General features: G+C 62.9%; 22 protein-coding genes. 9 read left to right on the top strand and 13 right to left on the bottom strand.

The window, feature by feature from the left end:
• Nucleotides 1–250: 250 nt before the first annotated feature.
• The 6 genes from ACM6IP_RS01195 to pedF form a co-directional block, all read right to left on the bottom strand.
• Nucleotides 251–1,771: an aldehyde dehydrogenase family protein gene (locus tag ACM6IP_RS01195; RefSeq protein ID WP_414860761.1), complete on the bottom strand. Its 1,521-nt coding sequence runs from the start codon at nucleotides 1,769–1,771 to the stop codon at nucleotides 251–253.
• A 139-nt stretch (nucleotides 1,772–1,910) separates the two neighbouring features.
• Complete coding sequence (locus ACM6IP_RS01190) at nucleotides 1,911–3,686, bottom strand: PQQ-dependent methanol/ethanol family dehydrogenase (RefSeq protein ID WP_159995753.1); 1,776 nt, start codon at nucleotides 3,684–3,686, stop codon at nucleotides 1,911–1,913.
• Between the two features lie 151 nt (nucleotides 3,687–3,837).
• Nucleotides 3,838–4,770 (bottom strand): quinoprotein relay system zinc metallohydrolase 1, encoded by a 933-nt coding sequence (locus ACM6IP_RS01185; RefSeq protein WP_414860760.1) that lies wholly within the window; start codon nucleotides 4,768–4,770, stop codon nucleotides 3,838–3,840.
• Nucleotides 4,771–4,786: 16 nt separating this feature from the next.
• Nucleotides 4,787–5,548, bottom strand: a complete 762-nt coding sequence (locus tag ACM6IP_RS01180; protein WP_095168862.1) for a quinoprotein dehydrogenase-associated SoxYZ-like carrier — start codon at nucleotides 5,546–5,548, stop codon at nucleotides 4,787–4,789.
• Between the two features lie 8 nt (nucleotides 5,549–5,556).
• The gene (locus ACM6IP_RS01175) at nucleotides 5,557–6,432 is read right to left on the bottom strand and encodes a substrate-binding periplasmic protein (protein ID WP_414860759.1); all 876 of its coding nucleotides are present in this window, start codon (nucleotides 6,430–6,432) and stop codon (nucleotides 5,557–5,559) included.
• A 4-nt stretch (nucleotides 6,433–6,436) separates the two neighbouring features.
• A complete protein-coding gene (pedF, locus tag ACM6IP_RS01170) occupies nucleotides 6,437–6,898 on the bottom strand; it encodes a cytochrome c-550 PedF (RefSeq protein ID WP_095168864.1) in 462 nt (153 codons plus the stop codon).
• A gap of 253 nt (nucleotides 6,899–7,151) precedes the next feature.
• Here pedF and exaA point away from each other — a divergent pair, with 253 nt between their 5' ends.
• Nucleotides 7,152–9,038 (top strand): quinoprotein ethanol dehydrogenase, encoded by a 1,887-nt coding sequence (gene exaA / locus ACM6IP_RS01165; RefSeq protein WP_414860758.1) that lies wholly within the window; start codon nucleotides 7,152–7,154, stop codon nucleotides 9,036–9,038.
• Between the two features lie 81 nt (nucleotides 9,039–9,119).
• A complete protein-coding gene (locus ACM6IP_RS01160) occupies nucleotides 9,120–9,767 on the top strand; it encodes a pentapeptide repeat-containing protein (RefSeq protein WP_414860757.1) in 648 nt (215 codons plus the stop codon).
• A gap of 233 nt (nucleotides 9,768–10,000) precedes the next feature.
• Here ACM6IP_RS01160 and ACM6IP_RS01155 read toward each other — a convergent pair whose 3' ends face one another.
• From ACM6IP_RS01155 to ACM6IP_RS01145, 3 genes are read right to left on the bottom strand one after another with little or no spacing between them, the layout of a single operon-like run.
• Complete coding sequence (locus ACM6IP_RS01155) at nucleotides 10,001–10,639, bottom strand: response regulator transcription factor (protein WP_159995743.1); 639 nt, start codon at nucleotides 10,637–10,639, stop codon at nucleotides 10,001–10,003.
• Entirely contained in the window at nucleotides 10,636–11,898 is a 1,263-nt protein-coding gene (locus tag ACM6IP_RS01150; protein ID WP_414860756.1) for a histidine kinase, read from the bottom strand. The genes ACM6IP_RS01155 and ACM6IP_RS01150 overlap by 4 nt, the downstream gene beginning before the upstream one ends.
• A 2-nt stretch (nucleotides 11,899–11,900) precedes the next feature.
• On the bottom strand, nucleotides 11,901–12,023 hold the full coding sequence (locus tag ACM6IP_RS01145) for a hypothetical protein (protein ID WP_256585469.1): 123 nt from the start codon (nucleotides 12,021–12,023) through the stop codon (nucleotides 11,901–11,903).
• 157 nt (nucleotides 12,024–12,180) lie between these two features.
• Here ACM6IP_RS01145 and ACM6IP_RS01140 point away from each other — a divergent pair, with 157 nt between their 5' ends.
• The 6 genes from ACM6IP_RS01140 (at nucleotide 12,181) to ACM6IP_RS01115 (ending at nucleotide 17,280) form a co-directional block, all read left to right on the top strand.
• Entirely contained in the window at nucleotides 12,181–13,365 is a 1,185-nt protein-coding gene (locus tag ACM6IP_RS01140; RefSeq protein ID WP_414860755.1) for an ABC transporter substrate-binding protein, read from the top strand.
• Between the two features lie 35 nt (nucleotides 13,366–13,400).
• Entirely contained in the window at nucleotides 13,401–14,360 is a 960-nt protein-coding gene (locus ACM6IP_RS01135) for a YVTN family beta-propeller repeat protein (RefSeq protein WP_095168870.1), read from the top strand.
• A complete protein-coding gene (locus tag ACM6IP_RS01130; protein WP_414860754.1) occupies nucleotides 14,357–15,088 on the top strand; it encodes an ABC transporter ATP-binding protein in 732 nt (243 codons plus the stop codon). Before ACM6IP_RS01135 ends, ACM6IP_RS01130 begins: the two co-directional genes overlap by 4 nt.
• Nucleotides 15,085–15,876: an ABC transporter permease gene (locus tag ACM6IP_RS01125; RefSeq protein ID WP_414860753.1), complete on the top strand. Its 792-nt coding sequence runs from the start codon at nucleotides 15,085–15,087 to the stop codon at nucleotides 15,874–15,876. Before ACM6IP_RS01130 ends, ACM6IP_RS01125 begins: the two co-directional genes overlap by 4 nt.
• 123 nt (nucleotides 15,877–15,999) lie before the next feature.
• A complete protein-coding gene (locus ACM6IP_RS01120; protein WP_414860752.1) occupies nucleotides 16,000–16,557 on the top strand; it encodes a PQQ-dependent catabolism-associated CXXCW motif protein in 558 nt (185 codons plus the stop codon).
• Between the two features lie 57 nt (nucleotides 16,558–16,614).
• Nucleotides 16,615–17,280: a response regulator transcription factor gene (locus ACM6IP_RS01115; RefSeq protein WP_095168874.1), complete on the top strand. Its 666-nt coding sequence runs from the start codon at nucleotides 16,615–16,617 to the stop codon at nucleotides 17,278–17,280.
• A 95-nt stretch (nucleotides 17,281–17,375) separates the two neighbouring features.
• Here ACM6IP_RS01115 and pgm read toward each other — a convergent pair whose 3' ends face one another.
• The 4 genes from pgm to ACM6IP_RS01095 form a co-directional block, all read right to left on the bottom strand.
• On the bottom strand, nucleotides 17,376–19,019 hold the full coding sequence (pgm, locus tag ACM6IP_RS01110) for a phosphoglucomutase (alpha-D-glucose-1,6-bisphosphate-dependent) (RefSeq protein WP_414860751.1): 1,644 nt from the start codon (nucleotides 19,017–19,019) through the stop codon (nucleotides 17,376–17,378).
• Between the two features lie 110 nt (nucleotides 19,020–19,129).
• Entirely contained in the window at nucleotides 19,130–20,530 is a 1,401-nt protein-coding gene (locus ACM6IP_RS01105; protein ID WP_414860750.1) for a PLP-dependent aminotransferase family protein, read from the bottom strand.
• Between the two features lie 105 nt (nucleotides 20,531–20,635).
• Nucleotides 20,636–22,084 (bottom strand): hypothetical protein, encoded by a 1,449-nt coding sequence (locus tag ACM6IP_RS01100; protein ID WP_414860749.1) that lies wholly within the window; start codon nucleotides 22,082–22,084, stop codon nucleotides 20,636–20,638.
• A gap of 600 nt (nucleotides 22,085–22,684) precedes the next feature.
• Nucleotides 22,685–23,707 (bottom strand): zinc-dependent alcohol dehydrogenase family protein, encoded by a 1,023-nt coding sequence (locus ACM6IP_RS01095; protein ID WP_159995725.1) that lies wholly within the window; start codon nucleotides 23,705–23,707, stop codon nucleotides 22,685–22,687.
• A 267-nt stretch (nucleotides 23,708–23,974) separates the two neighbouring features.
• Here ACM6IP_RS01095 and ACM6IP_RS01090 point away from each other — a divergent pair, with 267 nt between their 5' ends.
• Nucleotides 23,975–24,889: a LysR family transcriptional regulator gene (locus tag ACM6IP_RS01090; RefSeq protein ID WP_166591581.1), complete on the top strand. Its 915-nt coding sequence runs from the start codon at nucleotides 23,975–23,977 to the stop codon at nucleotides 24,887–24,889.
• Nucleotides 24,890–24,938: the final 49 nt, after the last annotated feature.

The raw sequence follows: 24,938 nt of genomic DNA, 5'->3' as shown, positions 1-24,938 counted from the left end.
TACAGGCATTAATGCACGGGGCTTGAGGTGACCGAATGCTACTTTCGAAGGAGTTGGCGGGGTGATTTGGTAGGGGGTGTTGCGCAATTTTTCAGTAACACCTTCAGACCTGTGGGAGCGGGCACCCGCTTGCGGCTTGCCCGCGATAGCGGTCGTACAGTTCAACATTGATGTTGAATGTGCTGGCCCCATCGCGGGCAAGCCGCAAGCGGGCGCCCGCTCCCACAGGTTTTGTGTCGTGTTTAAGGGATCAGAAGAACCCCAGCGGATTGATGTCGTAGCTCACCAGCAGGTTCTTGGTCTGCTGGTAGTGGTCGAGCATCATCTTGTGGTTTTCCCGGCCGACCCCGGACTTCTTGTAGCCACCGAACGCGGCATGGGCCGGGTACAGGTGGTAGCAGTTGGTCCACACGCGGCCAGCCTTGATCGCCCGGCCCATACGGTAGGCGCGGTTGATGTCGCGGGTCCACAGGCCAGCACCGAGACCGAACTCACTGTCGTTGGCAATCGCCAGGGCCTCGGCTTCGTCCTTGAAGGTGGTGACACCGACTACCGGGCCGAAGATTTCCTCCTGGAACACGCGCATCTTGTTGTGACCCTTGAGCAGGGTCGGCTGGATGTAATAGCCGCTGGACAGGTCGCCCTCCAGACGCTCGGCCGCACCGCCAGCAAGCAGTTCGGCGCCCTCCTCCTGGGCAATCTGCAGGTACGAGAGGATCTTGTCGTATTGCTGCTCGGAAGCCTGGGCGCCGACCATGGTTTCGGTATCCAGCGGGTTGCCGCGCTTGATCTTGACGATCTTCTTCATCACCTGGGCCATGAACGGCTCGTAGATCGACTCCTGCACCAGCGCCCGGGACGGGCAGGTGCAGACTTCGCCCTGGTTGAAGAACGCCAGCACCAGGCCTTCAGCGGCCTTCTCGATGAACGCAGGCTCGGCATTCATGATGTCTTCGAAGAAGATGTTCGGCGACTTGCCACCCAGCTCCACCGTGCTCGGAATAATGTTCTCGGCGGCGCAATGCATGATGTGCGCGCCCACCGGAGTCGAGCCGGTGAAGGCAATCTTGGCGATGCGCTTGCTGGTGGCCAGGGCTTCACCGGCTTCGCGACCAAAACCCTGGACGATGTTCAGCACGCCGGCGGGCAGCAGGTCGGCGATCAGTTCGGCGAAGACCATGATCGACAGCGGCGTCTGCTCGGCTGGCTTGAGCACGATGCAGTTGCCGGCCGCCAGCGCCGGGGCGAGTTTCCAGGCGGCCATCAGCAGCGGGAAGTTCCAGGGGATGATCTGCCCGACCACGCCCAGGGGTTCGTGGAAGTGGTAGGCGGTGGTCAACTCGTTGATTTCTGCGGCACCGCCTTCCTGGGCGCGGATGCAACCGGCGAAGTAGCGGAAGTGGTCGGCGGCCAGCGGCACGTCGGCGTTGAGGGTCTCGCGCACGGCCTTGCCGTTGTCCCAGGTTTCGGTGACCGCGAGGATTTCCAGGTTCTGCTCGATGCGGTCAGCAATTTTCAGCAGCACCAGGGAGCGATCCTGGGCCGACGTCTTGCCCCAGGCATCTGCCGCTGCATGGGCGGCATCCAGGGCGCGGTCGATGTCGGCGGCGCTGGAGCGCGGGAACTCGGAGATCACCTCGCCGGTGACCGGCGAGGTGTTGGTGAAGTACTGGCCATTGATCGGCGCAACAAATTCACCGCCGATGAAATTGCCATAGCGCGGCTTGAAGGAAACAACAGCGCCTGGGGTACCGGGTTGTGCGTAGATCATGCTGGGCCTCTGTCTTGGTCAATGCCTGTCGGGCAAACAGGCGATGCACCGATAGTAGAGAGCCCCGCGTGCCAGACGTATGCGCCGTTGGCAGGGGGGCTCTCGTTATTTGGTACTGGGTTATGCGGTGAACTCCGGATCAATGCTTGGCGACGAGCTCCTTCGGCAACTTGAAGGTCCAGAGCATGCCGCCCTGGTTGAAGTCCTTGACCCGCTTGGCCACTTCGCCGCCCCACAGAGGTACGGCACCGCCCCAGCCCGAGAGCACCGAGACGTATTGTTCGCCGTCCATTTCCCAGGTCACGGGTGAGCCCAGGACCCCGGAGCCGGTCTGGAACTCCCAGACTTTTTCCCCGGTCTTGGCGTTGAACGCCTGCAGGAAGCCTTCCGGCGTACCGGTGAACACCAGGTTGCCCTTGGTGGTCAGCACCCCACCCCACAGCGGCGCGAAGTTCTTGTGGCGCCAGACTTCCTTGCCGGTTTTCGGATCAATTGCCCGCAGCACGCCGATGTAGTCTTCGTTCAGCGGCTTGATGGTGAAGCCGGCACCGAGGAATGCCGCGCCTTTTTTGTAGGCGATGCCTTCGTTCCAGATGTCCATGCCCCACTCGTTGGAGGGCACATAGAACAGCCCGGTGTCCTTGTTGTAGGCCATCGGCATCCAGTTCTTGGCCCCCAGGAACGCCGGCGCGACAAACACCGAGCTGCCCTTGGCCTCGCTGCCCGGAGCACCCGGTCGGCTGGCTTCGTTGTAGATTGGCCGGCCATTTTTATCCAGGCCGGTGGCCCAGGTGATCTTGTCGACAAACGGGAAGCCACGGATGAACTTGCCGTTGGTGCGGTCCAGCACGTAGAAGAACCCGTTGCGGTCAGCGGTGGCAGCAGCCTTGATCTCTTTGCCGCCTTCGTTGTAGTTGAACGACACCAGTTCGTTCACCCCGTCATAGTCCCAACCATCGTGGGGCGTGCTCTGGAAGTGCCACTTGATGGTGCCGTCGTCCGGGTTGAGGGCCAGGCGCGACGAGGAGTAGAGGTTGTCGCCAGGACGCAGGTGCGAATTCCACGGAGCCGGGTTGCCGGTGCCGAACAGCAGCAGGTTGGTTTCCGGGTCGTAGTAGCCGCCCAGCCACGGCGCGGCGCCACCGGTCTTCCACAGATCGCCTGGCCAGGTCTTGCCCGCTTCGCCACCGGAAATGCCGTTCTCGACCGCCTTGCCGTCCTTGTAGACGTAGCCCATGTGACCTTCGACCGTTGGCCGGCTCCACAGCAGTTCGCCGTTTTTCGGGTCGTAGGCTTCGATCTTGCCCACCACGCCAAACTCGCCACCGGCAACCCCGGTGATCAGCTTGCCGTTGATCACCAGCGGCGCGGCACTGATGGAGTAGCCTTCCTTGTGGTCGGCGACTTTTTTGCTCCAGACCACTTTGCCGGTGTCCTTGTTCAAGGCCACCAGCTTGGCGTCGAGGGTGCCGAAGAACACCAGGTCACCGTACAGCGCCACGCCGCGGTTGATCACGTCGCAGCAGGGGCGGATGTCATCGGGCAGGCGCGCATCGTATTGCCAGAGCTTCTTGCCGGTGCGCGCGTCCACCGCAAACACCCGCGAATAGGAGCCGGTCATGTACATCACGCCGTCCTTGATCATCGGCTGCGCTTGCTGGCCACGCTGTTTTTCGCCACCGAAGGAGAATGCCCAGACGGGGCGCAGGTCCTTGACGTTATTCACGTTGAGGGTGTCCAGCGGGCTGTAGCGCTGACCCTGGACGCCCAGACCGTTGGTGACGATCTGCTCCGGGTTTTTCGGGTCCTGGAGAATGTCCTGGTCGCTGACGGCGGCCAGGGCCGTGCCGGACAGCAGCATGGCGCTGAGCAGTGCACACAGGACGAAGGGTTGGCGACGTGCGGGTTGGGTCATGGCGGCTACCTCTGCGGTTTTTGTTATACCCGGGAAATTTTCCCGGTCTGGAGCAGATTCTTCAGCGCCACGACCCTGGCAACAATTGCCCGCAGTGTGGAGATTGTTAGTTCCTTGGTAGGGGGTCGAGCCCGTAGCCGATGCGACGGGGTTACGGGGTGGAGTCAATCCGCTGCATCTGCTCGCGCTCATAGCGCGGATACAAATGACTGACGCTGCGGATCAATTCGTAGCGGCTCAGGCTGATGGCGGCGAAGCGCTCGGGGATCGGGCTGCGGATCATCTCGCCCATGTCGCTGCCGTTGGCGGCACCGTCGCGCAGCAGTTGGTCGAGCCAGGCCAGGTAGTCGCGCATCTGCTCGAACGGACGCGCATCGCTGGCCACCGGGCCGTGACCGGGCACCACTTGCGTCCAGGGCAAACCCTGCAGCGTGGCAATGTCGGCCAACCACACCGACAACCCCGGGCTGTTGGGCGTGGTCAGGGCTCGCTGATAAAACACCAGGTCACCGGCAAACAGCACGCCGGTTCGCTGGTCGAGAATAGCCAGATCTGCGCCGGTATGCCCACCCAGGCTCAGCAGTTGCAAATCGTGATTCCCAAAACTTTTCAGCCCCGGCGCCAGGGTCTGGGTTGGCAGCACCACCTCGGTGCCGCGCATCCAGTCGCCGACCATCCGGTACATGTTCTCGGCCATGGCGTCACCCTGCTGTTGCAGGAGCTCGGTGGTACCGGGCAAGGCGCCAATGGGCACATCACTGAACGCCTGGTTGCCCAGCACGTGGTCAGGATGGTGATGGGTCAACAGCAGCTGGATCACCGGCTTGTCAGTGACCGTTGCGATCGCCTTGCGCAGGGCCTCGCCGTAGCGTTTGGAGGGCCCGCTGTCGATCACCACTACTCCTTGGCGGGTGACGATGAACGCGGTGTTGACGATATTGCCGCCGTTGGCCTTGGCAAAATTGTCGGTGCTGCCCTCCAGCAGCCAGGTGTCTTCGGCGATCTGTCGCGGGCTGAGCACATAGTCGAGATCCGCCAGGGCCGGCAGGCTCAGCGACAGGCACAACAACAGCATCCAGCGCATCAGGTACTCCTTGGGCTCAGGGCAGGGTTGCGGAAAATTGGTTGCCGCTGTTGTCACGCAGCAGCAGGCGCGTCTGCCCTGCCCCTTCGATATCGAAGGCCAGGCTGGGGTTTTCACTGACCGCAGGGAACAACTCCAGGCGGGCCATGAGCTGGTCGTCCTGGTCACGCAGTTCAGCGTGGTTGAGGAAGAATTCCGGGATCCCGCCAACCATGCCGTTGTCCATCGGATGGGCTACCTGCAGGCGCAAGCGGCTGAAGCTGTCCCGCGGATAACGGCCACCGAGCACTTCGCCAATGTGTTCTTCCCAGCCTGGCTGGCTGCGCACCACACTCGGCGCCGTGCAGCCGCCACCCGCGGCGTCGATCAGGGTCGAGCCAACGTGCCACAGGCCGTCCCGGGTCTGCACCGCCGCGCGCAGGGGCGTGGCCTGCTCGATACGGATACGGATCGCCAGCCACGGCAGCACCCCGCCGAGCGGTTCGAAGTCGACGATCTTCGGCAACGGATTCAACTCGGCCCAGGCGAGGATTCTCACCACCTCGCCCTTGAATGCCCGGGCGTCGATTTCCAGTGGCACCTGGCGCGCATCCTCGGCAAACGGTGGCGCCAGCAGCTTGACCCGCTCATCGAACACGAACGGCGCATCGCCGAGCATCTGCTTGTGATAGAAGGCCCACATCACCGACGGCACCGGATCCTTCCCTGGGTCGACCGGCGCGGCCACCGCCAACAACGGCAGCCAGCAGGCCAACAGACAACTCGCTCGCCAGTTCATCGCAGCTCCTATTGATACATCTCGGGCACGTCGTAGCGCAGGCCGTAATGGCTATACAGGGCTTGCACCGCACCCTCGCGGATCAAACCTTCCAGCGCCTCTTCGACGGCGTAGGCCAGTTGACGGTTGCTCTCGTGCACCGCCATGCCGATTTCCCAACGTTGCTTGCCCATGTTCGGGTAGGCGTTCTCTGCCAGCGCCAACTGCGGGTCGGCGGCTTGGTGCAATTGCCAGTCGATCTCGCCGCGCATGGCCATGACCGCATCAACTTCTCCAGCCTGCATGGCGGCAAAGGCCTGCGGCACACCGGGATAGTGCCGGGTGTTTTTCGCCAGCATGCCGTTGAACACCGAGGTCAGGTAGAACGAGGGCACGCTGTCGACCTCGACCCCGATCGGCTGGTATTCGAACACCGCCACACTGGCCACCTTGTCCAGCCGCCGGCGGTCAAAAGCCACCTGCCACTGTTCGCTCTGGTACGGCCCGAACATCACCACATGGCCGTTTTCCAGTTCGCCCAGCTCATTGCGTTTCTGCGCGAAGTCGCGGTCGTAGGGCACGCGCATCATCAGGTCGGCCAGTTGCTGGTTGTGCAACGCACTGGCACGCCAGATGTAATCGCGCAGGTCGTCGTCGAGCTTCTCCCCGGCCGGCGCCCAGATCAGTTGCAGCCGCACGCCCAGAGCCTTGGCCAATGCCTGGGCCAGCTCCACATCGACCCCACGGGGCTGCCCGGCTTCCTCGAAGCTGTAGGGGGCAAAGTCCTTGTACACCGCCACCTTCAACTCCCCGGCGGCGATCATTTCGTCATACGTCCGGACCTGGGCCTGCGCCGCTGGGCAACACAGCAGCAGCGCACTGATCAACACCGCGAGCAGGCACATGGGCTCACTCCTCGACGTGCACGCTATCGAGGTAGGTGCGTACCGCCCACAGGGCTTCCTGGCTCAGGTAGTCGGCCATCTTCGGCATGTACACCCGACCGTCACGCACGGCACCGTGGCGCACGCGCTCGACGAACCATTCGTCCCCGGCATCGCCGGCGTCGAGCATGCGCAGGTCGGGGGCAATCCCCCCGGACTTGGCTTCCAGGCCATGGCAGGCGGCGCAGTTCTGGTTGTAGGCCGATGAACCGATGGCCACGGCCTTGTCGTGTTCCGGCGAAGTGCGGTACGGGTTCACTGCGGCCCAGCCATCGCCATCCAGCGTCACGCCGGCATCCTTGATCGGGGTCAGGCCCTGGGTCTCGACGGCTTGTGGCACCACGTTGCCGTGGGCCCAGGCCGAACCTGCACTGATAAAGCCGGCCAGCAGTCCGGCAACGAGCAAGGCGTTGCGTTTTGTTGTCATTGTTATGCCCTCAGGATTGCACGCAAAACCTCTTGGCAGAGGCTATGGCAGCCATCTTAGAAAGGCCTTGGCACAAGCCCCATGCTGCTTTGGTGGCCGCGCTCTACTCCCTTGGTAGTAGGGCTTGTGACGCACACCCAATTCATAGCCCGACCGGGAAGTCTTCCCGGCCACAGCGGGACTTTTTCCGTAGGCGCCACCGACACGGCGCAGCACCCTGTGCAGGCCAAAACCTCCACTGGGAACTGCAACCATGACAATAAGATCGCTACCCGCCCTTTCCCCCCTGACCCTCGCCGTGCAGGCCTTCCTGCTGGTGGGCGGCCTGTCCCTGGGCACCACCGGGTACGCTGCCACCGCCCCGACCAGCGCCAAGGTGAGCTGGGAAGACATTGCCAACGACCACCTGACCACCAAGGACGTGCTGCAATACGGCATGGGCACCAACGCCCAGCGCTGGAGCCCGCTGGCCCAGGTCAACGACCAGAACGTGTTCAAGCTCACCCCGGCCTGGTCCTACTCCTTCGGCGATGAAAAACAGCGCGGCCAGGAATCCCAGGCCATCGTCAGCGACGGCGTGGTGTACGTCACCGGTTCCTACTCCCGGGTCTTTGCCCTCGACGCCAAGACCGGCAAGCGCCTGTGGACCTACAACCATCGCCTGCCGGACAACATTCGTCCGTGCTGCGACGTGGTCAATCGTGGCGCGGCGATTTTCGGCGACAAGATCTACTTCGGCACCCTCGACGCGCGGCTGATCGCCCTCGACAAGAACACCGGCAAAGTCGTATGGAACAAGAAGTTTGGCGACCACGCCGCCGGCTACACGATGACCGGCGCCCCGGTGCTGATCAAGGACAAAACCAGCGGCAAGGTGCTGCTGATTCACGGCAGCTCTGGCGATGAATTCGGCGTGGTCGGCCAACTGTTTGCCCGCGACCCGGACACCGGCGAAGAAGTCTGGATGCGGCCTTTCGTCGAAGGCCACATGGGCCGCCTGAACGGCAAGGACAGCACCCCCACCGGTGACGTCAAGGCACCGTCCTGGCCCAATGACCCGACTACCGAGACCGGCAAGGTCGAGGCCTGGAGCCATGGCGGCGGCGCCCCTTGGCAGAGCGCCAGTTTCGACCCGGAAAGCAACACCATCATCGTCGGTGCTGGCAACCCCGGGCCCTGGAACACCTGGGCGCGTACCTCCAAGGACGGTAACCCGCACGATTACGACAGCCTCTACACCTCAGGCCAGGTCGGGGTCGACCCGAGCACCGGCGAGGTCAAGTGGTTCTACCAGCACACCCCGAACGATGCCTGGGACTTCTCCGGCAACAACGAGCTGGTGCTGTTCGATTACAAGGACAAGGACGGCAAACTGATCAAGGCCACCGGCCACGCCGACCGCAACGGCTTCTTCTACGTGGTCGACCGCAACAACGGCAAACTGCAGAACGCCTTCCCCTTCGTCGACAACATCACCTGGGCCAGCCACATCGACCTCAAGACCGGACGTCCGGTGGAGAACGAGGGCCAACGCCCGGCCAAGCCCCTGCCAGGGGAAACCAAGGGCAAGCCGGTGGAAGTCTCGCCGCCGTTCCTCGGCGGCAAGAACTGGAACCCCATGGCCTACAGCCAGGACACCGGGCTGTTCTACATCCCGGGCAACCAGTGGAAAGAGGAATACTGGACCGAAGAGGTCAACTACAAGAAGGGCTCGGCCTACCTGGGCATGGGTTTCCGCATCAAGCGCATGTACGACGACCACGTCGGCATCCTGCGCGCCATGAACCCGACCACCGGCAAAGTGGTCTGGGAGCACAAGGAGGCCTTGCCGCTGTGGGCCGGCGTGCTGGCGACCAAGGGCAACCTGGTGTTCACCGGCACCGGCGACGGGTTCTTCAAGGCCTTCGATGCGAAAACCGGCAAGGAGCTGTGGAAGTTCCAGACCGGCAGCGGCATCGTCTCGCCGCCAATCACCTGGGAACAGGATGGCGAGCAGTACATCGGCGTGACCGTCGGTTACGGCGGTGCTGTGCCGTTGTGGGGCGGCGACATGGCCGAGCTGACCAAACCCGTGGCCCAGGGTGGCTCGTTCTGGGTGTTCAAGATCCCGAGCTGGGATAACCCGACCGCCAAACGCTGATCCTCGCTACTGACACATACTTTGTAGGAGCGAGCGCCCGCTCGCTCCTACAGGGAAATCGGCACCTCCGAGAACCTTGCGATGAACTATCTACCTCTGCTGCTTCTCCTGAGCCTCACCGCCGCCCACGCCGACGACGGTGAGGACACCCCGCTGATCATCAACGGCTGCACCATCGCCGACCACAGCCAATGCCCCGGCGCCAATCTGCGTGGCGCCAACCTGAGCAACCAGGACTTGCGCAACATGAACCTCAGCGGCGCCGACCTGCGCGATGCAGATCTGCGCCACGCCCGCCTCGACCTGGCCAACCTGGAAAAGGCCCAACTGCAAGGCGCTAACCTGACTCGCGCCAGCCTGCAACAAAGCAACCTGCGCCTGGCCGACTTCACCGGCGCGACACTGCTGGCGGTCCAGGGCTGGGGCCTGTTTGCCCAAGGCGCGCAATTCCAGGACGCCAACCTGGGCGGCGCCTACCTGCAATTCGCCCGCCTGTCCGGCGCCAAGCTGCACAACGCCAACCTGCGCGCCGCCGACCTGGAAATGACCTGGCTGAGCAAGGCCGACCTGCAAGGCGCCAACCTCAGCGACGCCAACCTGCAGGAAGCCAAGTTCGGCGAAAGCAACCTGGCCCAGGCCAACCTCAGCGGCTCGCGCCAGCATTACGGCAACTTTCAGGATGCGAACATGGAGGGGTGTGTCGGTTGTCCAACGACCTGGGATAAATGACTGGCTTTACCCAGACTCTACGAACACCCGGCTCGTGCCCACAGTGGGATTTTTCGATACCGGCAGATTTTGCATACGTCCACTAAACCCTACGGATTCGCTCGATCATTTGATTGCTTTTTGGCCGCCCGCAGGTTTTGCATACACCGACGCAAAACCTGTAGGAGCGAGCGCCCGCTTGCGGCTTGCTCGCGATGGCGGTGTGTCAGGCGACATCGATGTTGAATGCTCCGTCAGCTAGCCACCCGCACCACCCCCATATCAATCCCCAGGTGCACCAGTTCGGCATGAGAGCTGACCTGCAGCTTGCTCTTGAGCAAGGTCAGGTGGTTGGAAACAGTCTTGCTGCTGATGCTCAACTGCTCGGCAATCAGCCGTGCCGGGGTGCCTTTGGCGAGCATCACAAAGATCTCCAGTTCACGCTGGGTCATGCTCTGCAGGCGCGGATCGCTGGCGTCCTGTTGCGGGTGGCACGCCAACTGGGTAGCCAGGGGCTGCTCGATATAGGCGTGACCGGCGAGAATCCGGCGCACCGCCTCGATCAACACTTCAGGCGCCGAGCTTTTGGTCAGGTAGCCCGACGCCCCGGCATCGAGGGCCTGGCGCACCAGCGGCAATTCATCGTGCATGCTGAAAAACAGCACCCGCAGTTGCGGCAAACGCTGGCGCAGGCGGCGGGTGGTTTCCAGGCCACTGATGCCCGGCAAGCCAAAATCCATGATCACCAGGTTCGGCAGCGCCTCCTGGACCCGGCTCAACGCCTCCTCGCCGGTGGCCGCTTCGCGCACTTCGATCGCCGGCAACAACGCCCGCAACAGGCTGGCGTAGCCTTGGCGGACTACCGCGTGATCATCGACCAGCAAAATGTTCATGACACCTCCAAAGGCATGCTCAAGGCCAGCGCCCAACCGGCGCCGGGCTGACTGATGATGCGCAGTTCGCCGCCCAGGCAACGGGCCCGTTCGAACATTGAATACAGGCCGACACCCGGTTGCTGTGGTTGCTGCGCACCACGACCGTTATCGCGCACCAGCACCCGCAATCGTCCGCCGCAATGATGCAGGCGCACCCGCACCTGACTGGCGCCAGCATGACGGGCAATGTTGGTCAGGGCTTCTTGCAGCAGCCGATACAGATGGGTCTGGTGCGGTGCGGACAGCAGCGGCAGATCGGCGCTGACCCGCAACCGACAATCGATGCCCTGCCGGGTCTGCCACTGCTGCACCAGCAAGCCCACGGCCGCACTCAACGGCAGGTGCTGCAGGACTACCGGATAGAGATCCTGGACCAGGGCGCGAAAGCCCTGCTGCAGGTGTTCGCAGTTGTGCTCCAGCTCGCGCACCGTGCGCTCGATGGTCTGGGGCTGGTTCGCGACCAGGCGCAGCAGACAGGCCTGGGCGCGAATCCCCGCCAGGTACTGGCCAAGATCGTCGTGCAGGGTCTGGGCCAAATGGGTGCGCTCCTGCTCCTGCACGGCCAACAGGGTGCAGGTCAACCGGGCATTGTCGGCATGGGCCTGTTCCAGGGCCTCGGTCATGCGGTTGAACTGCTGGGCCAGTTGGCGCGCTTCCGCCAAGCCGGTACCGCGCAGACGGACCTTGAGCTGCCCAGCGCACACTTGCTGCAAGGCCCGCAGCAACTCATCGAGCAAACCCATGCCACGGCGCACTGCCCAACGAATACTCAACAGGCTGACAATCAACGCCAGGGCACACAGGCCGAGCAGTTGCTGCACCGAGTCCCAGACTTCATCGAGTTCGTCCCGCGGGTCCAGGGCAATTTGTACCCGCCGGCCGTCGCGCAGATCAAGCAGACGGGGGCTGTGCAGGCGCTCGGCAAACAGCAGTCGGGCGAGCCAGGCATCCATTCCTTTGTGCACCGGAGCCTGTGCCGCCTCCCCCGGCTGCAACCAGCGTACCCGCACGTGACGCAGGCCCTCGGTCAGCCGGGGCTGCAGGCTGACCGGGTCGCGTGCCGCGCTTTCGCTCAGATACTCGACCACCGCCTCTGCCGACTGCAGTTCCCGCTCGACATCGGCCAGCGCCTGATGCAGCAGCAAGCCCATGCACCCCAGGGTCACCAGGGCAAAAAAGCCGCAGACCCACAGGTTGATCCGCCACAGGGCCGACACGCCTAGCGCCCCGGTAGAGCGGGCATGACCCGCGCTGCGACCGGTTGCGGACCGTGCAGGCGGTCGACGCCGATCATGCTCAGGATCAGCAACAACGGCAGGAGCAGCGCCTTGAGAATTCGCATGATCAATCGCCTCCACTGAAATAGCCGTTATTGCCCATGCTAAAACCACGCCGCCTTGGCGCAGTTACTACCTTGGTACTGGCTGACTGGTACTTTCTGCATATTTCCCCCTGCTCGTGGGCTTCCTATGCTGGCGCTACCTGGAACGGAGTGCCCTATGCGCCAGCTTGCCCCCTACGCCCTGATCTACCTGCTGGCGATTGCCTGCGCCGCCGGCGTGGCGAGCCAAAGCCAGGCGGCGGACCCACCGTTGCCGGTGCAGATCGGTTACCTGGGCTATCGCCCCGACCCGGGTCCGCTGTTGTCCAACGTGATTGGCGAACCGACTGACGCCGGCCTGCGCGGCGCCGAACTGGCGATCACCGACAGCAACAGCACCGGGCGCTTTCTCAACCAGAGCTACCACTTGCTCAGCGCCAGCGTCGTCACCCCGCAAGCCCTACTGGACGCCGCCAAGGCCCAGCATGAGCAAGGGCTGCGGCTGTTTGTGGTCAACGCCCCGGCGTCCAGCCTGCGCCAGCTGAGCGCGGCATTGCCCGACAGCCTGCTGTTCAATGCCGGGAGTCCGGATGACAGTTTGCGCAGCACCGACTGCCTGCCCAACGTGCTGCACAGTCTGCCGAGCCGGGCGATGCTCGCCGATGCCCTGGGGCAATTGCTGGTGCAACGCAAATGGCAGCGGGCCTTGCTAATCGTCGGCCCGACCGCAGACGACCAGGCTTATGCCGCCGCCCTGCGGCGCGCCGCCAAGCGCTTTGGCCTGCAACTGGTGGCAGAAAAGGCCTGGAGTTTCGACAACGACCAACGCCGCAGCGCCCAGGCCGACATGCCGCTGTTCACCCAGACCACCGAGTATGACGTGGTGCTGGTGGCCGATGAGCGCGGCGATTTCGGCGAGTACGTGCCCTACCAGACCTGGTACCCGCGCCCGGTCGCCGGCACCCAGGGCCTGACTCCCGTGGGCTGGCACAAGACCGTGGAAACCTACGGCGCCGCGCAGCTGCAAAAACGCTTCGAGGCCCTGGCCGGGCGCTGGATGAACGACCGCGATTTCGCCGCCTGGATGGCCGTGCGCAGCGTCGCCAGTGCGGTGAGCAAGCTGCGCAACGCCGACCCCATGGCGATCCGCGAGCTGCAACTCAGCGACCAACTGCCGCTGGACGGCTTCAAGGGTCGCAAGCTCAGCTATCGCCCCTGGAATGGCCAGTTACGCCAACCCATCCCCATCGTGCAGCCCCGGGCGCTGGTCAGCACTTCACCCCAGGAGGGTTTCCTGCACCCCTTTAACGAAATGGACAGCCTGGGTTACGACAAGCCCGAGGTCAGTTGCCGCTTTCCCTGAAATTGCCACCCCACAACAACCAGAAGGTATCCGCCATGCGCCGCACCCTGCTCTCATGCGCCCTGTTGCTCGCCGCCGGGCACGCCGCGGCCAGCACCGCCTGGGTCTCCAACGAGAAGGACAACAGCCTGAGCCTGATCGACCTGCAGACCCTGCAAGTCACCGACACCCTGCCCGTCGGCCAGCGCCCTCGTGGCCTGTTGCTGTCCCACGACAATAAGCTGCTGTACATCTGCGCCAGTGATTCGGACCGGGTCCAGGTGATGGACGTGGCGACCCGCAAGATCATCAAGGAGCTGCCTTCCGGCAAGGACCCCGAGCAGTTCGCCCTGCACCCCAACAACCGCTGGCTGTACGTCTCCAACGAAGACGATGCGCTGGTGACGGTGATCGACACCGAGACCGCCAAGGTGCTCGGGCAGATCAGCGTCGGCGTCGAACCCGAAGGCATGGCCGTCAGCCCCGATGGCAAGTGGGCGGTGAACACCAGTGAAACCACCAACATGCTGCACTGGATCGACACCAGCACCCAGACCCTGGCCGACAGCACCCTGGTGGACCAGCGCCCACGATTTGTCGAGTTCTCCCCGGATGGCCAGCAGCTCTGGGCCTCGGCGGAAATCGGCGGCACCGTGACCATTCTCGAGGTGGCCAGCCGCAAGGTGCTCAAGACCCTGAACTTCCAGATCAAGGGCGTGCACCCGGACAAGGTCCAGCCGGTGGGGGTCAAGCTCAGCGCCGACGGCAAGTACGGGTTTGTCGCCCTCGGCCCGGCCAACCATGTGGCGGTGATCGACGCCAGGACCTTTGCAATCCTCGACTACCTGCTGGTGGGCCGCCGCGTCTGGCAGATGGCGTTCACCCCGGATCAAAAACAATTGCTGGCCACCAACGGCGTCAGCGGCGATGTCTCGGTGATCGATGTCGACAGCCTCAAGGTCGTCAAGTCGGTGAAGGTCGGGCGTTACCCCTGGGGCGTGGTGGTCACGCCATGAACGCCCTGGACGTCAGCGACCTGAGCTTCGCCTACGGTGCCCGCCAGGCGCTGAACCAGGTCGGCTTCAGTCTGGCACCAGGGCGTTTTGCCGCGTTGCTGGGGCCCAACGGCGCAGGCAAGTCGACCTTGATTGCCCTGCTCACCCGGCTCTATGACCTGCAGCGCGGCGAGATCCGGGTCGGCGGCCATTCATTGCGCGACCGCCCGCGTCCGGCGCTCAAGCAATTGGGCGTGGTATTTCAGCAAAGCACCCTGGACCTGGACCTCAGCGTCGAACAGAACCTGCGTTACCACGCTGCCCTGCATGGCCTGTCCCGGCACCAGAGCAGCCAGCGGGTGGAGGCCGAACTGGCGCGCCAGGGCCTGACCGAGCGCCGCAGTGAACGGGTGCGCGAACTCAACGGTGGCCACCGTCGCCGGGTAGAGATCGCCCGCGCCCTGCTACACGAACCGCGCCTGTTGCTGCTCGACGAAGCCAGCGTCGGCCTCGACCCGGCCAGCCGCCTGGCCCTCAACCAGCACCTGCGTAGCCTGTGCCGCGAGCAACAGTTGAGCGTGCTGTGGACCACTCACTTGCTGGACGAGGTGTCGCCCAGCGACGACCTGCTGATTCTCCATCAGGGTCGCCTGGTGGCCAGCGGGCAGGCCGCGGACTTGAGCCTGGAACATGGCGGCGACCTCGGCACGGCCTTCAACCGCCTGACCACCATGGGAGCCACCCGATGAACGCCTACTGGCACTGCTTGCGCGGGATCGTGCTGCGCGAATGGCTGCGGTTCGTGTTGCAGCGCACGCGCTTTCTCAGCGCCCTGGTACGCCCGCTTTTGTGGCTGCTGGTGTTTGCCGCCGGCTTTCGGGCGGCGCTGGGTATCGCAATCATCGAGCCCTACGACACCTACATCCCCTACGAGGTCTACATCATCCCCGGTCTTGCCTGCATGATCCTGCTGTTCAACGGCATGCAGGGTTCGCTGTCGATGGTCTACGACCGGGAAATGGGCAGCATGCGCGTGCTGCTCACCAGCCCCCTGCCACGGACCTTCCTGCTGTGCAGCAAGTTGCTGGCGACCGCGCTGGTTTCGCTGTTGCAGGTGTATGCCTTCCTGGCGATTGCCTGGCTGTATGGGGTGCGCCCGCCGGTGGCGGGCCTGCTGCTCGCCCTGCCGGCGCTGTTGCTGGTGGCGTTGATGCTCAGCGCCCTGGGGTTGCTGCTGTCCAATGGGATCCGCCAGCTGGAGAACTTCGCCGGGGTGATGAATTTCGTGATCTTCCCGTTGTTTTTCCTGTCGTCGGCGCTGTATCCGCTGTGGAAAATGCGCGACTCCAGCGAGTGGCTGTACTGGCTGTGTGCGGTCAATCCGTTCAGCCATGCGGTGGAACTGGTGCGGTTTGCCCTGTATGAGCGGTTCAACCCCCTGGCATTGGCGGTGTGCGCCGGGCTGACGCTGCTGTTCGGCCTGCTGGCGGTGCTGACGTTCAACCCGCAGCATGCAGCGTTGCGCAAGGCAGGTTAGGCGGTATTTGCCAGCAAAGGCGCAAAACTACTACTTTGGTACTGGTTTTCCTGTCTATCGTCGCATTCCCAAGGCACAACGTCTGGCATGTAATAGGTTCATAACGATAAGGACTGAACCGCTATGCTGCGTGCCTGCCATCGCCTGTTGCGCCCTCCTCTCACTGCCCTGTCGCTGTGCCTGCTGCTGGGCGTGGCCCACGCCGACAGCCCGCTGTTTTCCGCCCAGGGCTACCGCATCGGCCTGTACCGCAGCCCGACGCCCGACCAGGCGCCGGGCGCGAGTATTGTCGATACCGCCAGCCTGCAAACCCTGCTCGGCCAGACACCGCGTCCGCTGCTGATCGACGTCTACCGTCGGCAATGGCTGCATGAGCGTTTCATTGAAGACCAGCCCCACGAGAATCTGCCCGGCAGCCACTGGCTGGCCAACACCGGTGACGGCGATCTGAGCCCTGCCTGGCAGGCCTACTTTGCGCGTAACCTGCAAACATTGACCGCGGGCGATACCCGGCGTGCACTGGTGTTTTACTGCCGCTCCGATTGCTGGCTGAGCTGGAACGCGGTAAAACGCGCCGCAGCCTTGGGCTATCAGTCGGTGTACTGGTACCGCGACGGCCTGGATGCCTGGCAGGCGGCGAACCTGCCCGTGACCCTGGCCCAACCGGAGCCCTTTCCCTGACGTTGCACCCTTGCGTGTTGTTGCCACACCATAATCAAAATAACGAGGTGAAAGGCTATGTACAAAATTCTGATTGCCGACGATCACCCACTGTTCCGCGAAGCCATTCATAACGTCATCAGCGATGGTTTTCCCGGCAGCGAGGTGATGGAAACCGCCGACCTGGACAGTGCCCTGGCCCTGACCCAGAGCCATGACGACCTGGACCTGATCCTGCTGGACCTGAACATGCCGGGCATGCACGGCCTCAATGGCCTGATCAACCTGCGCAACGAAGCGCCGACCATCCCGGTGGTAATCGTCTCCGCCGAACAGGACAAGCAGATCGTCCTGCAAGCCATTACCTATGGCGCGGTGGGTTTCATCACCAAGTCCTCGCCCAGGGCGCAGATGACCGAAGCCATCGAGCAGATTCTCAACGGCAACGTGTACCTGCCGCCCGATATCATCCGCACGCAAAAAAGCAGCAGCCAGCGGCGCATGAACGACACCCCGAGTTTCCCGCCGGAACTGCTCCAGGCTTTGACTCGCAAACAGTTGCTGGTACTCGAACGGATGACCAAGGGCGAGTCGAACAAGCAGATTGCCTACACCCTGGAAATCGCCGAGACCACGGTCAAGGCCCACGTCTCGGCCATTCTGCGCAAGCTCAACGTGCACAACCGGGTGCAGGCGATCCTCAGTGCCGGGGACATCGATTTTGGCTCGTACCTGCGCCGCTGAGGCCCTTTGCGGGTTCGCGGTTGGGCCAACACCGACGGTACCTGACGCACCGCCAGCGCGAGCAGGCTCGCACCCACAAGGGTGGGAGCCGGGGTTCAGACGCTGATCGCGCCATCCACCAGGGTCTGGGCTTCTTGCACCAGTTGCTTGAGGTGATCGTCGCCAATGAAGCTCTCGGCATAGATCTTGTAGATGTCTTCGGTGCCTGAAGGACGGGCGGCGAACCAGCCGTTTTCGGTCATGACTTTCAAGCCACCGATGGCCTGGTCGTTGCCCGGCGCCTTGCTGAGGATGCTCTGGATCGCTTCGCCCGCCAGTTGGGTCGACTTGACCTGCTCCGGCGCCAGTTTGCCCAGCAGGGCTTTCTGTTCGGGGCTGGCCTTGGCGTCGACGCGCACGGCGAAGGGCTCGCCCAGCTCATCGGTCAGGGCACGGTAGGCCTGGCTCGGGTCGCGGCCAGTGCGGGCGGTCATTTCCGCGGCCAGCAACGCCGGGATCAGACCATCCTTATCGGTGCTCCAGACGCCGCCATCCTTGCGCAGGAACGAAGCGCCCGCACTCTCTTCGCCACCAAAACCCAGGGAGCCGTCGAACAGCCCGTCAGCGAACCATTTGAAGCCCACCGGCACTTCGTACAGGCGTCGACCCAGGCGCTTGGCCACGCGATCGATCAGGCCGCTGCTGACCACGGTCTTGCCCACGCCCGCATCGGCACGCCACAACGGACGGTTCTGGAACAGGTAGTCGATGGCGACTGCCAGGTAGTTGTTCGGCGCCAGCAAACCACCGGAGGGGGTAACGATACCGTGGCGGTCATGGTCCGGGTCGCAGGCAAACGCGACGTCGAAGCGCTTCTTGAGGCCGATCAGGCCCTGCATGGCGTGGCTGGAGGACGGGTCCATGCGAATCTGCCCATCCCAGTCCACCGACATGAAGCGGAACGTCGGATCGACCTCGGTGTTTACCACCTCGAGGTTCAAGCGGTAGTGCTCGGCGATAGCCGACCAGTAGCGCACTCCGGCGCCGCCCAGTGGGTCGACGCCCAGGCGCAGATTGGCCCCACGGATTGCGTCGAAGTCGATCACATTGATCAGGTCGGCGACATAGGTATTGAGGAAGTCATGGCGATGGGTGGTGCTGGCCTTGAGCGCCTGCTCGTAGCTGATGCGCTTGACCCCGGCCAACTGGTTGGCCAGCAGCTCGTTGGCCTTGGCTTCGATCCACTTGGTGATGTGGGTATCGGCCGGGCCACCGTTGGTAGGGTTGTACTTGTAGCCACCGCTTTGCGGCGGGTTGTGCGACGGCGTAATGACGATACCGTCGGCCAGGCCCGAAGTGCGGCCGCGGTTGTAGCACAGGATCGCGTGGGAAATGGCCGGGGTCGGGGTGTATTCGTCATTGGCGGCGATCATCACGGTCACGCCGTTGGCTGCCAGCACTTCCAAGGCGCTGGCACCGGCCGGCGTCGACAGCGCGTGGGTGTCGATACCGACGAACAATGGGCCGTCGATGCCTTGGGCCTGGCGATACAGGCAGATCGCCTGGCTGATCGCCAGGACGTGCCATTCGTTGAAACTCAGCTCGAACGAGCTGCCACGGTGCCCGGAGGTGCCGAACGCAACGCGCTGGGTCGCCACCGAGGCATCGGGCCGACCGGTGTAATAGGCTGTTACCAGTCGCGGGATATCGACCAAGAGCTCTGCTGGTGCCGGCTTGCCCGCAAAAGGACTGAGTGTCATGCAAAACCTCTGAAAAAGAGTGGTTCAAGAATAGGCAGGGAGTTTACTGGCAGTTTGACTATAGAGCGACGATATCTATCCGCGCCAGGTCAGGATTATTTGCCCCTCGACTACTCCATCAACTCCAGCCTCAGGGCATCGCCGAGCATCGCCATGGTCGTGTCCAGATCGTGCTGGCCATTGAACGCATGGCTCAGTCGCACATGCTGCGAATGCAGGCCATGCAAGCTGAACAGCTCCCCCGGGGCAATCACCACACTCTGCTTGAGCATGCGCTGGAACACTCGGCGCATATCGACCGGACGCAGCGAGCGGGCCCAGAGGGTCGCGCCACCCGCCGGCTCGACGAAGTCCAGCGCATCACCCAGGCGCTCCTGCAACAGCTGCACCATGCGGCTTTTGCGTTCACTGAGCAGGCGACGCAATACCAGCAGGTGCTGGTCGATGCGTCCACTGCTGTACAGCCGGGCAATGGCTTTCTGGCGGATCGGTGACAAGCGGAATGAGCGCAGCAAAAAGGTCCGCTGCAGTTCAGCGCTGAGCGGGCGCGACAGCAGGTAGCCGTAAGGCGCCTCGGGCCCCATGAGCTTTTCGAAGGTCGAAAACACGATCAAGCGCTCGGGATCGAGCAGGTCGCGAAAGCGCAACTCGTTCGGCTCGTGCCCGAGCTCGCCGTAGACATCATTCTCCAGGACCCAGCAACCGTGCTCCTGCAACAGGTGCGCGATGTCCTGCCGGTTGGCGGCCGGCATCTGGCTGCCCCTGGGCATGCTTACGCCGGAGGACAGCAGCACCAGGCGCACTGTTTCGGTCGCCAACAGGTGTGCCAGCCATTGCGGGTCGAGCGAGCCATCCTCGCCGATCGGCAACTCGATAACCTGGACCCCGGCCGCCTGCAACAAGCGCAGGATCACCCAGTCACAGGGCGACTCCACGAGCACGGTGGCGCCCTTGAGCGCCAGCACCGCAATCAGGATCTCCAGCACGCCGCGCAAATCGGCACCAATGTAGACATCGTCAGCGTGCCAGCAACGGATCGGTGATGTGGTGTAGCGCGCTGCCAACGCGGTACGCAGTTCCAGTTCGCCACAGGGTTGGGAGTGCGGTTGCTGCTGGCGCGGATATTGACGCACCAGTTCGCGCTCCAGCAGCAGTAACGGACTGTCCAGCGACTGCAGCAGGGCCGGCTCGTCGGTGCTCATCACCAACATGCCCGGACGCCTGGCGCTCACGTAGAGGGTTTCCAGCAGGTCATTGCCGCCGCAGAACGCCGCGTTCAGCGACACCGGCAAGGCGTAGTAACCGGACTTGGCCACCGAGTACACCCGCCCTTCCTTCTCCAAAAGCGAGTAGGCGTACTGGATAGTCGAAATCGACACGCTCAGGCGCTCGGCCAGTTGCCGCAGTGACGGCAGCTTGATTGGCGTCTCGGCCTCCATTTCATTGATCAGGCAGGTCAGGTAGCGGTACACCGCCTGATAGGCAAAGTCGCTCTCTCTCTGCTCTTTCATGGACGCAGGCCAATCGCAGCAAGGGTCAGGGGCCGAGCCTGGGGCAGACACGCCTGGCCGCTGGTGTCGCGGCCCATGTAGTTCGAATCAGTCAAACCAGGCTCCTCAAGGTCGCGCTGACAGAGCATTGAGCGCGTGCACCAAGGCCCCGCCACTGGAGTCCGCAACGCCGGCCTCCAGCACGGGACGCCGGCGATATAGCGTGCGCATCAGGTTGATCGGCAAGCCGCTGACATCCACCATCCAGTGCATCACCTGCTCCGGCGCGGCCTCGCCCTGCAATGCCTTGTGCAGCTCGCCAATAGCCACCAGCATGCCGGGATGGCAACGCCGCAGAAATCTCTCCAGACCCGCGCCCTGGCCGACAAAGGGCGCGAACAACAGGCACACCAGTTGCGCTTCGCACAAACCCAGGTTCTGCTGGAGTTCTGCGTTGGCCTCGATGCGCCGCTCGGCCAATGCCGGGGGATTGTCGTAAAACGCCGAGGCCTGCTGGCAAACGGGCTCTGGTAGGCCTCTTTTACGCATGAGCAACAACCCGCGCTGCACGTACTGGGCAAATCCGCGCTCATACGGCTGGCCCTCCAGGTAGCTGGCCTGCAATCCACGACAATGGGCCGACAGCAGCGCGCTGGCGTAGTCGTTTTCCCGCAGGGCGACATCCGCTTCCTCCGCCTGCAGGCCGAGGAATTCGTTGAGCAACAGCCAGCGCTCTTGCGCGTTGCCCGTCACCAGGTCCTGGATATCGATAAAGGTGGTCCCGCGCCGCGCGTCAAAACCCGCCTGGGGTCGCCAGGCCACGGTTTGTTGCTCGGCATACAGCTCGCGGTAGCAATCGTTGTCCAGTTGTTCGAGGCTGCTCAGCAGGCCATCCATGCTCAGAGCCGGTTCTGCCAGCGTCGGCAAGCTGGCGCGCTGGGCTGCTCGCGCCAACCCGGCCAGGAACTGCCGCTGCTGACGTGCCGTTGCTCCGCCCACCAGCGCATCCACGCCACCCTGCCAGCGGCTCATCTGCCCATAAAATTCGCCGGTGGCCAGGTAGCCGTCATCACAGGCTTCATAAGGACTCCCCGGCTCTCGCGAATGGCCGAGCAACAACAGGCTGGTGCGATTCCATTCTCGGCCGGCGTCGGACAGCGCTGGTAAATGACTAAAGGGCAATACCTCACGGTTATCGACCATCAGCACCTCGACGCGCGGGTCATCGTAGACAAACAGCGCTGCATAGCTGCGCTGAATACTGTCCATGATCGCCGGCGTCGTCGAGCCCATGCGCAGGGTTGCCACCCGCAGCTGGAAGGTCGCTGGCGACCGGGCGGCGATGCTCAACTGCGCGGCACGCAGCAACGCCAGCGAGTAGCAGCTGTCCTGGCTACCGGAGTGGGCCAGCAGGACTTTGAAATGCTCGATTCTTTCCGGGCCGCCAGCCGCTACCAGTAAACGCTGGATCAAAAGTTGCAGTGCGGTGCGCTCTGCCCGGGAGAAGAAACTCAGCAGTCGAGTCAGTACTTGGTGATAGACATTGTTCATCGCTGAATCATGCATGGTGCTCATCGTTATTTACCTGAAATTCAATAAGTCGGTATCAAAAGAACATCGCTCAACCGCTGTGGCAGTGATCAATCTCGATTGATTAGTGCGAGGTGTAATTATCGGCGATCAATGGTGGCATTTTGACCTCGGCAACTATTTGACACTATTGCCCTAATAGATTCAGCACGCCGGAAAGTTCGCCTGCGTGCGCCTGAATCAGGGGCTTTCAGGCAAATACGGCAACGCCTAGGACAATTCCGACAACTTCCCACAGACAATGAGTACGCAAAACCAAGAAGCCATAACCCGGCAAAAAATACGCAACTAGTAGTTAGCTGCGCTACTTGCCAAACACCAACGCCCGGCGTGGGCGAGCAATGCGCCCGCCACCCGACACTGTTAATAGCGCTGACTAAAACAAAAGGCTCAGCCATGACTCATTCCTTGAGATGAAAGTGATCATTCAATTATCAGGGCTTGGATATTGATTAGAAGATACAGATCACAGACAAAAACCAGTTCAGTTGCTGAACGGGTTGTTTATCAGGACAAAATTTGCGGGATTGATCAGGGGCTATAAACGCAACAGCCCGCTTTCGCGGGCTGTTTGTTGAGCTGATCTCAGGAGGGCTCGACCAGAATCGCCACTCGCTCGCGACACGGACACTCGTCCATATAGCGATGCGCCTCGACGAACTCGGCGAACGGGAAGACCCGGGTCTTGAGCGGCAGCAACACGCGGTCGGCAGTCAATTGGTTGATTTCGCGCAGGGCCCGTTGCAGCGCGGCCTGGTCCTGGACAATCCCCAACTCGGGCTTGCCGGTGAAGTTACCGATGCAGTGCACGAAAAACTGAATGTTCTTCTGGAACGCTGCGCAGGCCGGAAATGGCGTCTGGTTGCCGCCTTGCAGGCCATACAGCACCAAACTGCCCCGTGGCGCCAGGACGTCGCCCAGCAGCGACATCTGTGGGCCGCCCAGGCCGTCGAACACCACATCCACGCCACGATTGTCGGTGAGCTTGTTGATCTGCATGAGCAGGTCCTGCTCTTCGGTGACAATCACCTTCTCGGCACCCAGCGACAGCAAGTACTCGCGCTCTTCGGCAGTCTTGGTCGCGGCAATTACCCGCACACCCAAAGCCTTGCCGAGTTGCACAAAGGACGGGCCGGCACAGTGGCTGGCGTCAGTCACCAAGGCAAACTGCCCGGGTTTGACCCGTGCCAGATCGGCGTAGGCAAAATAGGCGATCAGCAAGGGCGTGTAATGCACCGCCGCCTCGATCGGGCTCAGGACATCGGGATAACGGGTCAGCGCCGAACGCGGCAGCACGATCTGCTCGCCGTACACCGGGTAGTCATTGGGGCTTTCCGCCGGGAAGCTGGCCACCTTGTCGCCAACTACCAGGTCATCCACGCCTTCACCGAGGGCCGTGACCACGCCCGCCATCTCATGCCCCAGCCCGGACGGCAGCCGTGCATGGGACGATGCCAGGTTCTGCCGCCAGAGGATGTCATACCAGCTGACGCCTATCGCCTCGACACGCACCTGTACTTCACCGGGTGCCGGCAGAGCAGCCGCATGCTCTTCGCATTTGAGCACCTCGGCTGGACCAAACTTGTGAAAACGGATCGTGCGGGACATCGCAAACCTCGTCAAAGTAACCTCTAATGCCATGAACTTTATCCGGGCTTTGTGGCCAAGACCATCAGTGGCTATTAATAGTCGACATGCCTGTCATTGATTCCGCAGCTCCGGAAATCCGTCAATCAATCTAGAAAACCGAACCAGCATTGTGGGAAAAATGAATTACTCGGTGCAGAGTAACAGCCTTTCCCCGTAAGATTCATGCCGGTCATTGTTCTCATATGGCCGCTCTCGTCAAGCTTGCTGACTCTGCCAGGACTCCAGATGAATCGTAATGACCTGCGTCGTGTCGACCTGAACCTGTTGATCGTGTTTGAAACCCTGATGCACGAACGCAGCGTAACCCGTGCCGCCGAGAAGCTGTTCCTCGGCCAACCGGCCATCAGCGCGGCCCTTTCGCGCCTGCGGGGACTGTTCGACGACCCTCTGTTCGTGCGCACCGGACGCAGTATGGAACCGACCGCCCGCGCGGTGGAAATCTTCGCCCTGCTCTCCCCAGCCCTGGACTCGATCTCCACGGCCGTGAGCCGCGCAGCCGAGTTCGACCCCGCTACCAGCACCACGGTATTTCGCATCGGCCTGTCGGATGACGTCGAATTTGCCCTGTTGCCCATGCTGCTCAAGCGCCTGCGCGCCGAGGCACCGGGCATCGTGCTGGTGGTGCGCCGGGTCAACTACCTGTTGATGCCCAATCTGCTGGCCTCAGGAGAAATTTCCATTGGCGTCAGCTACACCACCGACCTGCCGGCCAATGCCAAGCGCAAAGTGCTGCGCCGCAGCCAGCCCAAGCTGCTGCGCGCCGACACCGTGCCCGGCGCACTGAGCCTGGACGACTTCTGCGCCCGCCCCCATGCGCTGGTGTCGTTTGCCGGCGACCTCAGTGGCTTCGTCGATGAAGAGCTGGAGAAACAAGGTCGCAAACGCCACGTGGTGCTCGCCGTCCCGCAGTTCAACGGCCTGGGCACCCTGCTGGCCGGCACCGACATCCTCGCCACCGTACCGGACTACACCGCCGAAGCCCTGACCGCCGCCGGCGGCCTGCGCGCCGAAAACCCACCGCTACCAACCCGCACCTTCGAGCTGCACATGGCCTGGCGTGGGTCCCAGGATAACGATCCGGGGGAGCGCTGGTTGCGGTCGCGGATTCAGATGTTTTTCGGGGATCCGGACAGTCTTTAGGCGTCGTCGGGCAGGCTGTTCATCTGATCTTTTATTGATGAGAACAGCG

Origin of the sequence: Pseudomonas sp. IT-P176 (assembly GCF_949767245.1) — a bacterium.
GTDB lineage: Bacteria > Pseudomonadota > Gammaproteobacteria > Pseudomonadales > Pseudomonadaceae > Aquipseudomonas.
The sequence above is the reverse complement of the archived record's forward strand: the minus strand, read 5'-3'. Positions and strand labels throughout refer to the sequence as shown.

Coding starts and splice junctions, on each gene's coding strand:
- ACM6IP_RS01190 (WP_159995753.1), bottom strand. CDS start 3,686: ATGACCCAACCCGCACGTCGCCAACCCTTCGTCCTGTGTGCACTGCTC.
- ACM6IP_RS01095 (WP_159995725.1), bottom strand. CDS start 23,707: ATGTCCCGCACGATCCGTTTTCACAAGTTTGGTCCAGCCGAGGTGCTC.
- ACM6IP_RS01145 (WP_256585469.1), bottom strand. CDS start 12,023: ATGCGAATTCTCAAGGCGCTGCTCCTGCCGTTGTTGCTGATCCTGAGC.
- ACM6IP_RS01160 (WP_414860757.1), top strand. CDS start 9,120: ATGAACTATCTACCTCTGCTGCTTCTCCTGAGCCTCACCGCCGCCCAC.
- ACM6IP_RS01125 (WP_414860753.1), top strand. CDS start 15,085: ATGAACGCCTACTGGCACTGCTTGCGCGGGATCGTGCTGCGCGAATGG.
- ACM6IP_RS01090 (WP_166591581.1), top strand. CDS start 23,975: ATGAATCGTAATGACCTGCGTCGTGTCGACCTGAACCTGTTGATCGTG.
- ACM6IP_RS01130 (WP_414860754.1), top strand. CDS start 14,357: ATGAACGCCCTGGACGTCAGCGACCTGAGCTTCGCCTACGGTGCCCGC.
- pgm (WP_414860751.1), bottom strand. CDS start 19,019: ATGACACTCAGTCCTTTTGCGGGCAAGCCGGCACCAGCAGAGCTCTTG.
- pedF (WP_095168864.1), bottom strand. CDS start 6,898: ATGACAACAAAACGCAACGCCTTGCTCGTTGCCGGACTGCTGGCCGGC.
- ACM6IP_RS01185 (WP_414860760.1), bottom strand. CDS start 4,770: ATGCGCTGGATGCTGTTGTTGTGCCTGTCGCTGAGCCTGCCGGCCCTG.
- ACM6IP_RS01105 (WP_414860750.1), bottom strand. CDS start 20,530: ATGAAAGAGCAGAGAGAGAGCGACTTTGCCTATCAGGCGGTGTACCGC.
- exaA (WP_414860758.1), top strand. CDS start 7,152: ATGACAATAAGATCGCTACCCGCCCTTTCCCCCCTGACCCTCGCCGTG.
- ACM6IP_RS01175 (WP_414860759.1), bottom strand. CDS start 6,432: ATGTGCCTGCTCGCGGTGTTGATCAGTGCGCTGCTGCTGTGTTGCCCA.
- ACM6IP_RS01155 (WP_159995743.1), bottom strand. CDS start 10,639: ATGAACATTTTGCTGGTCGATGATCACGCGGTAGTCCGCCAAGGCTAC.
- ACM6IP_RS01100 (WP_414860749.1), bottom strand. CDS start 22,084: ATGAGCACCATGCATGATTCAGCGATGAACAATGTCTATCACCAAGTA.
- ACM6IP_RS01120 (WP_414860752.1), top strand. CDS start 16,000: ATGCTGCGTGCCTGCCATCGCCTGTTGCGCCCTCCTCTCACTGCCCTG.
- ACM6IP_RS01115 (WP_095168874.1), top strand. CDS start 16,615: ATGTACAAAATTCTGATTGCCGACGATCACCCACTGTTCCGCGAAGCC.
- ACM6IP_RS01180 (WP_095168862.1), bottom strand. CDS start 5,548: ATGAACTGGCGAGCGAGTTGTCTGTTGGCCTGCTGGCTGCCGTTGTTG.
- ACM6IP_RS01140 (WP_414860755.1), top strand. CDS start 12,181: ATGCGCCAGCTTGCCCCCTACGCCCTGATCTACCTGCTGGCGATTGCC.
- ACM6IP_RS01135 (WP_095168870.1), top strand. CDS start 13,401: ATGCGCCGCACCCTGCTCTCATGCGCCCTGTTGCTCGCCGCCGGGCAC.
- ACM6IP_RS01195 (WP_414860761.1), bottom strand. CDS start 1,771: ATGATCTACGCACAACCCGGTACCCCAGGCGCTGTTGTTTCCTTCAAG.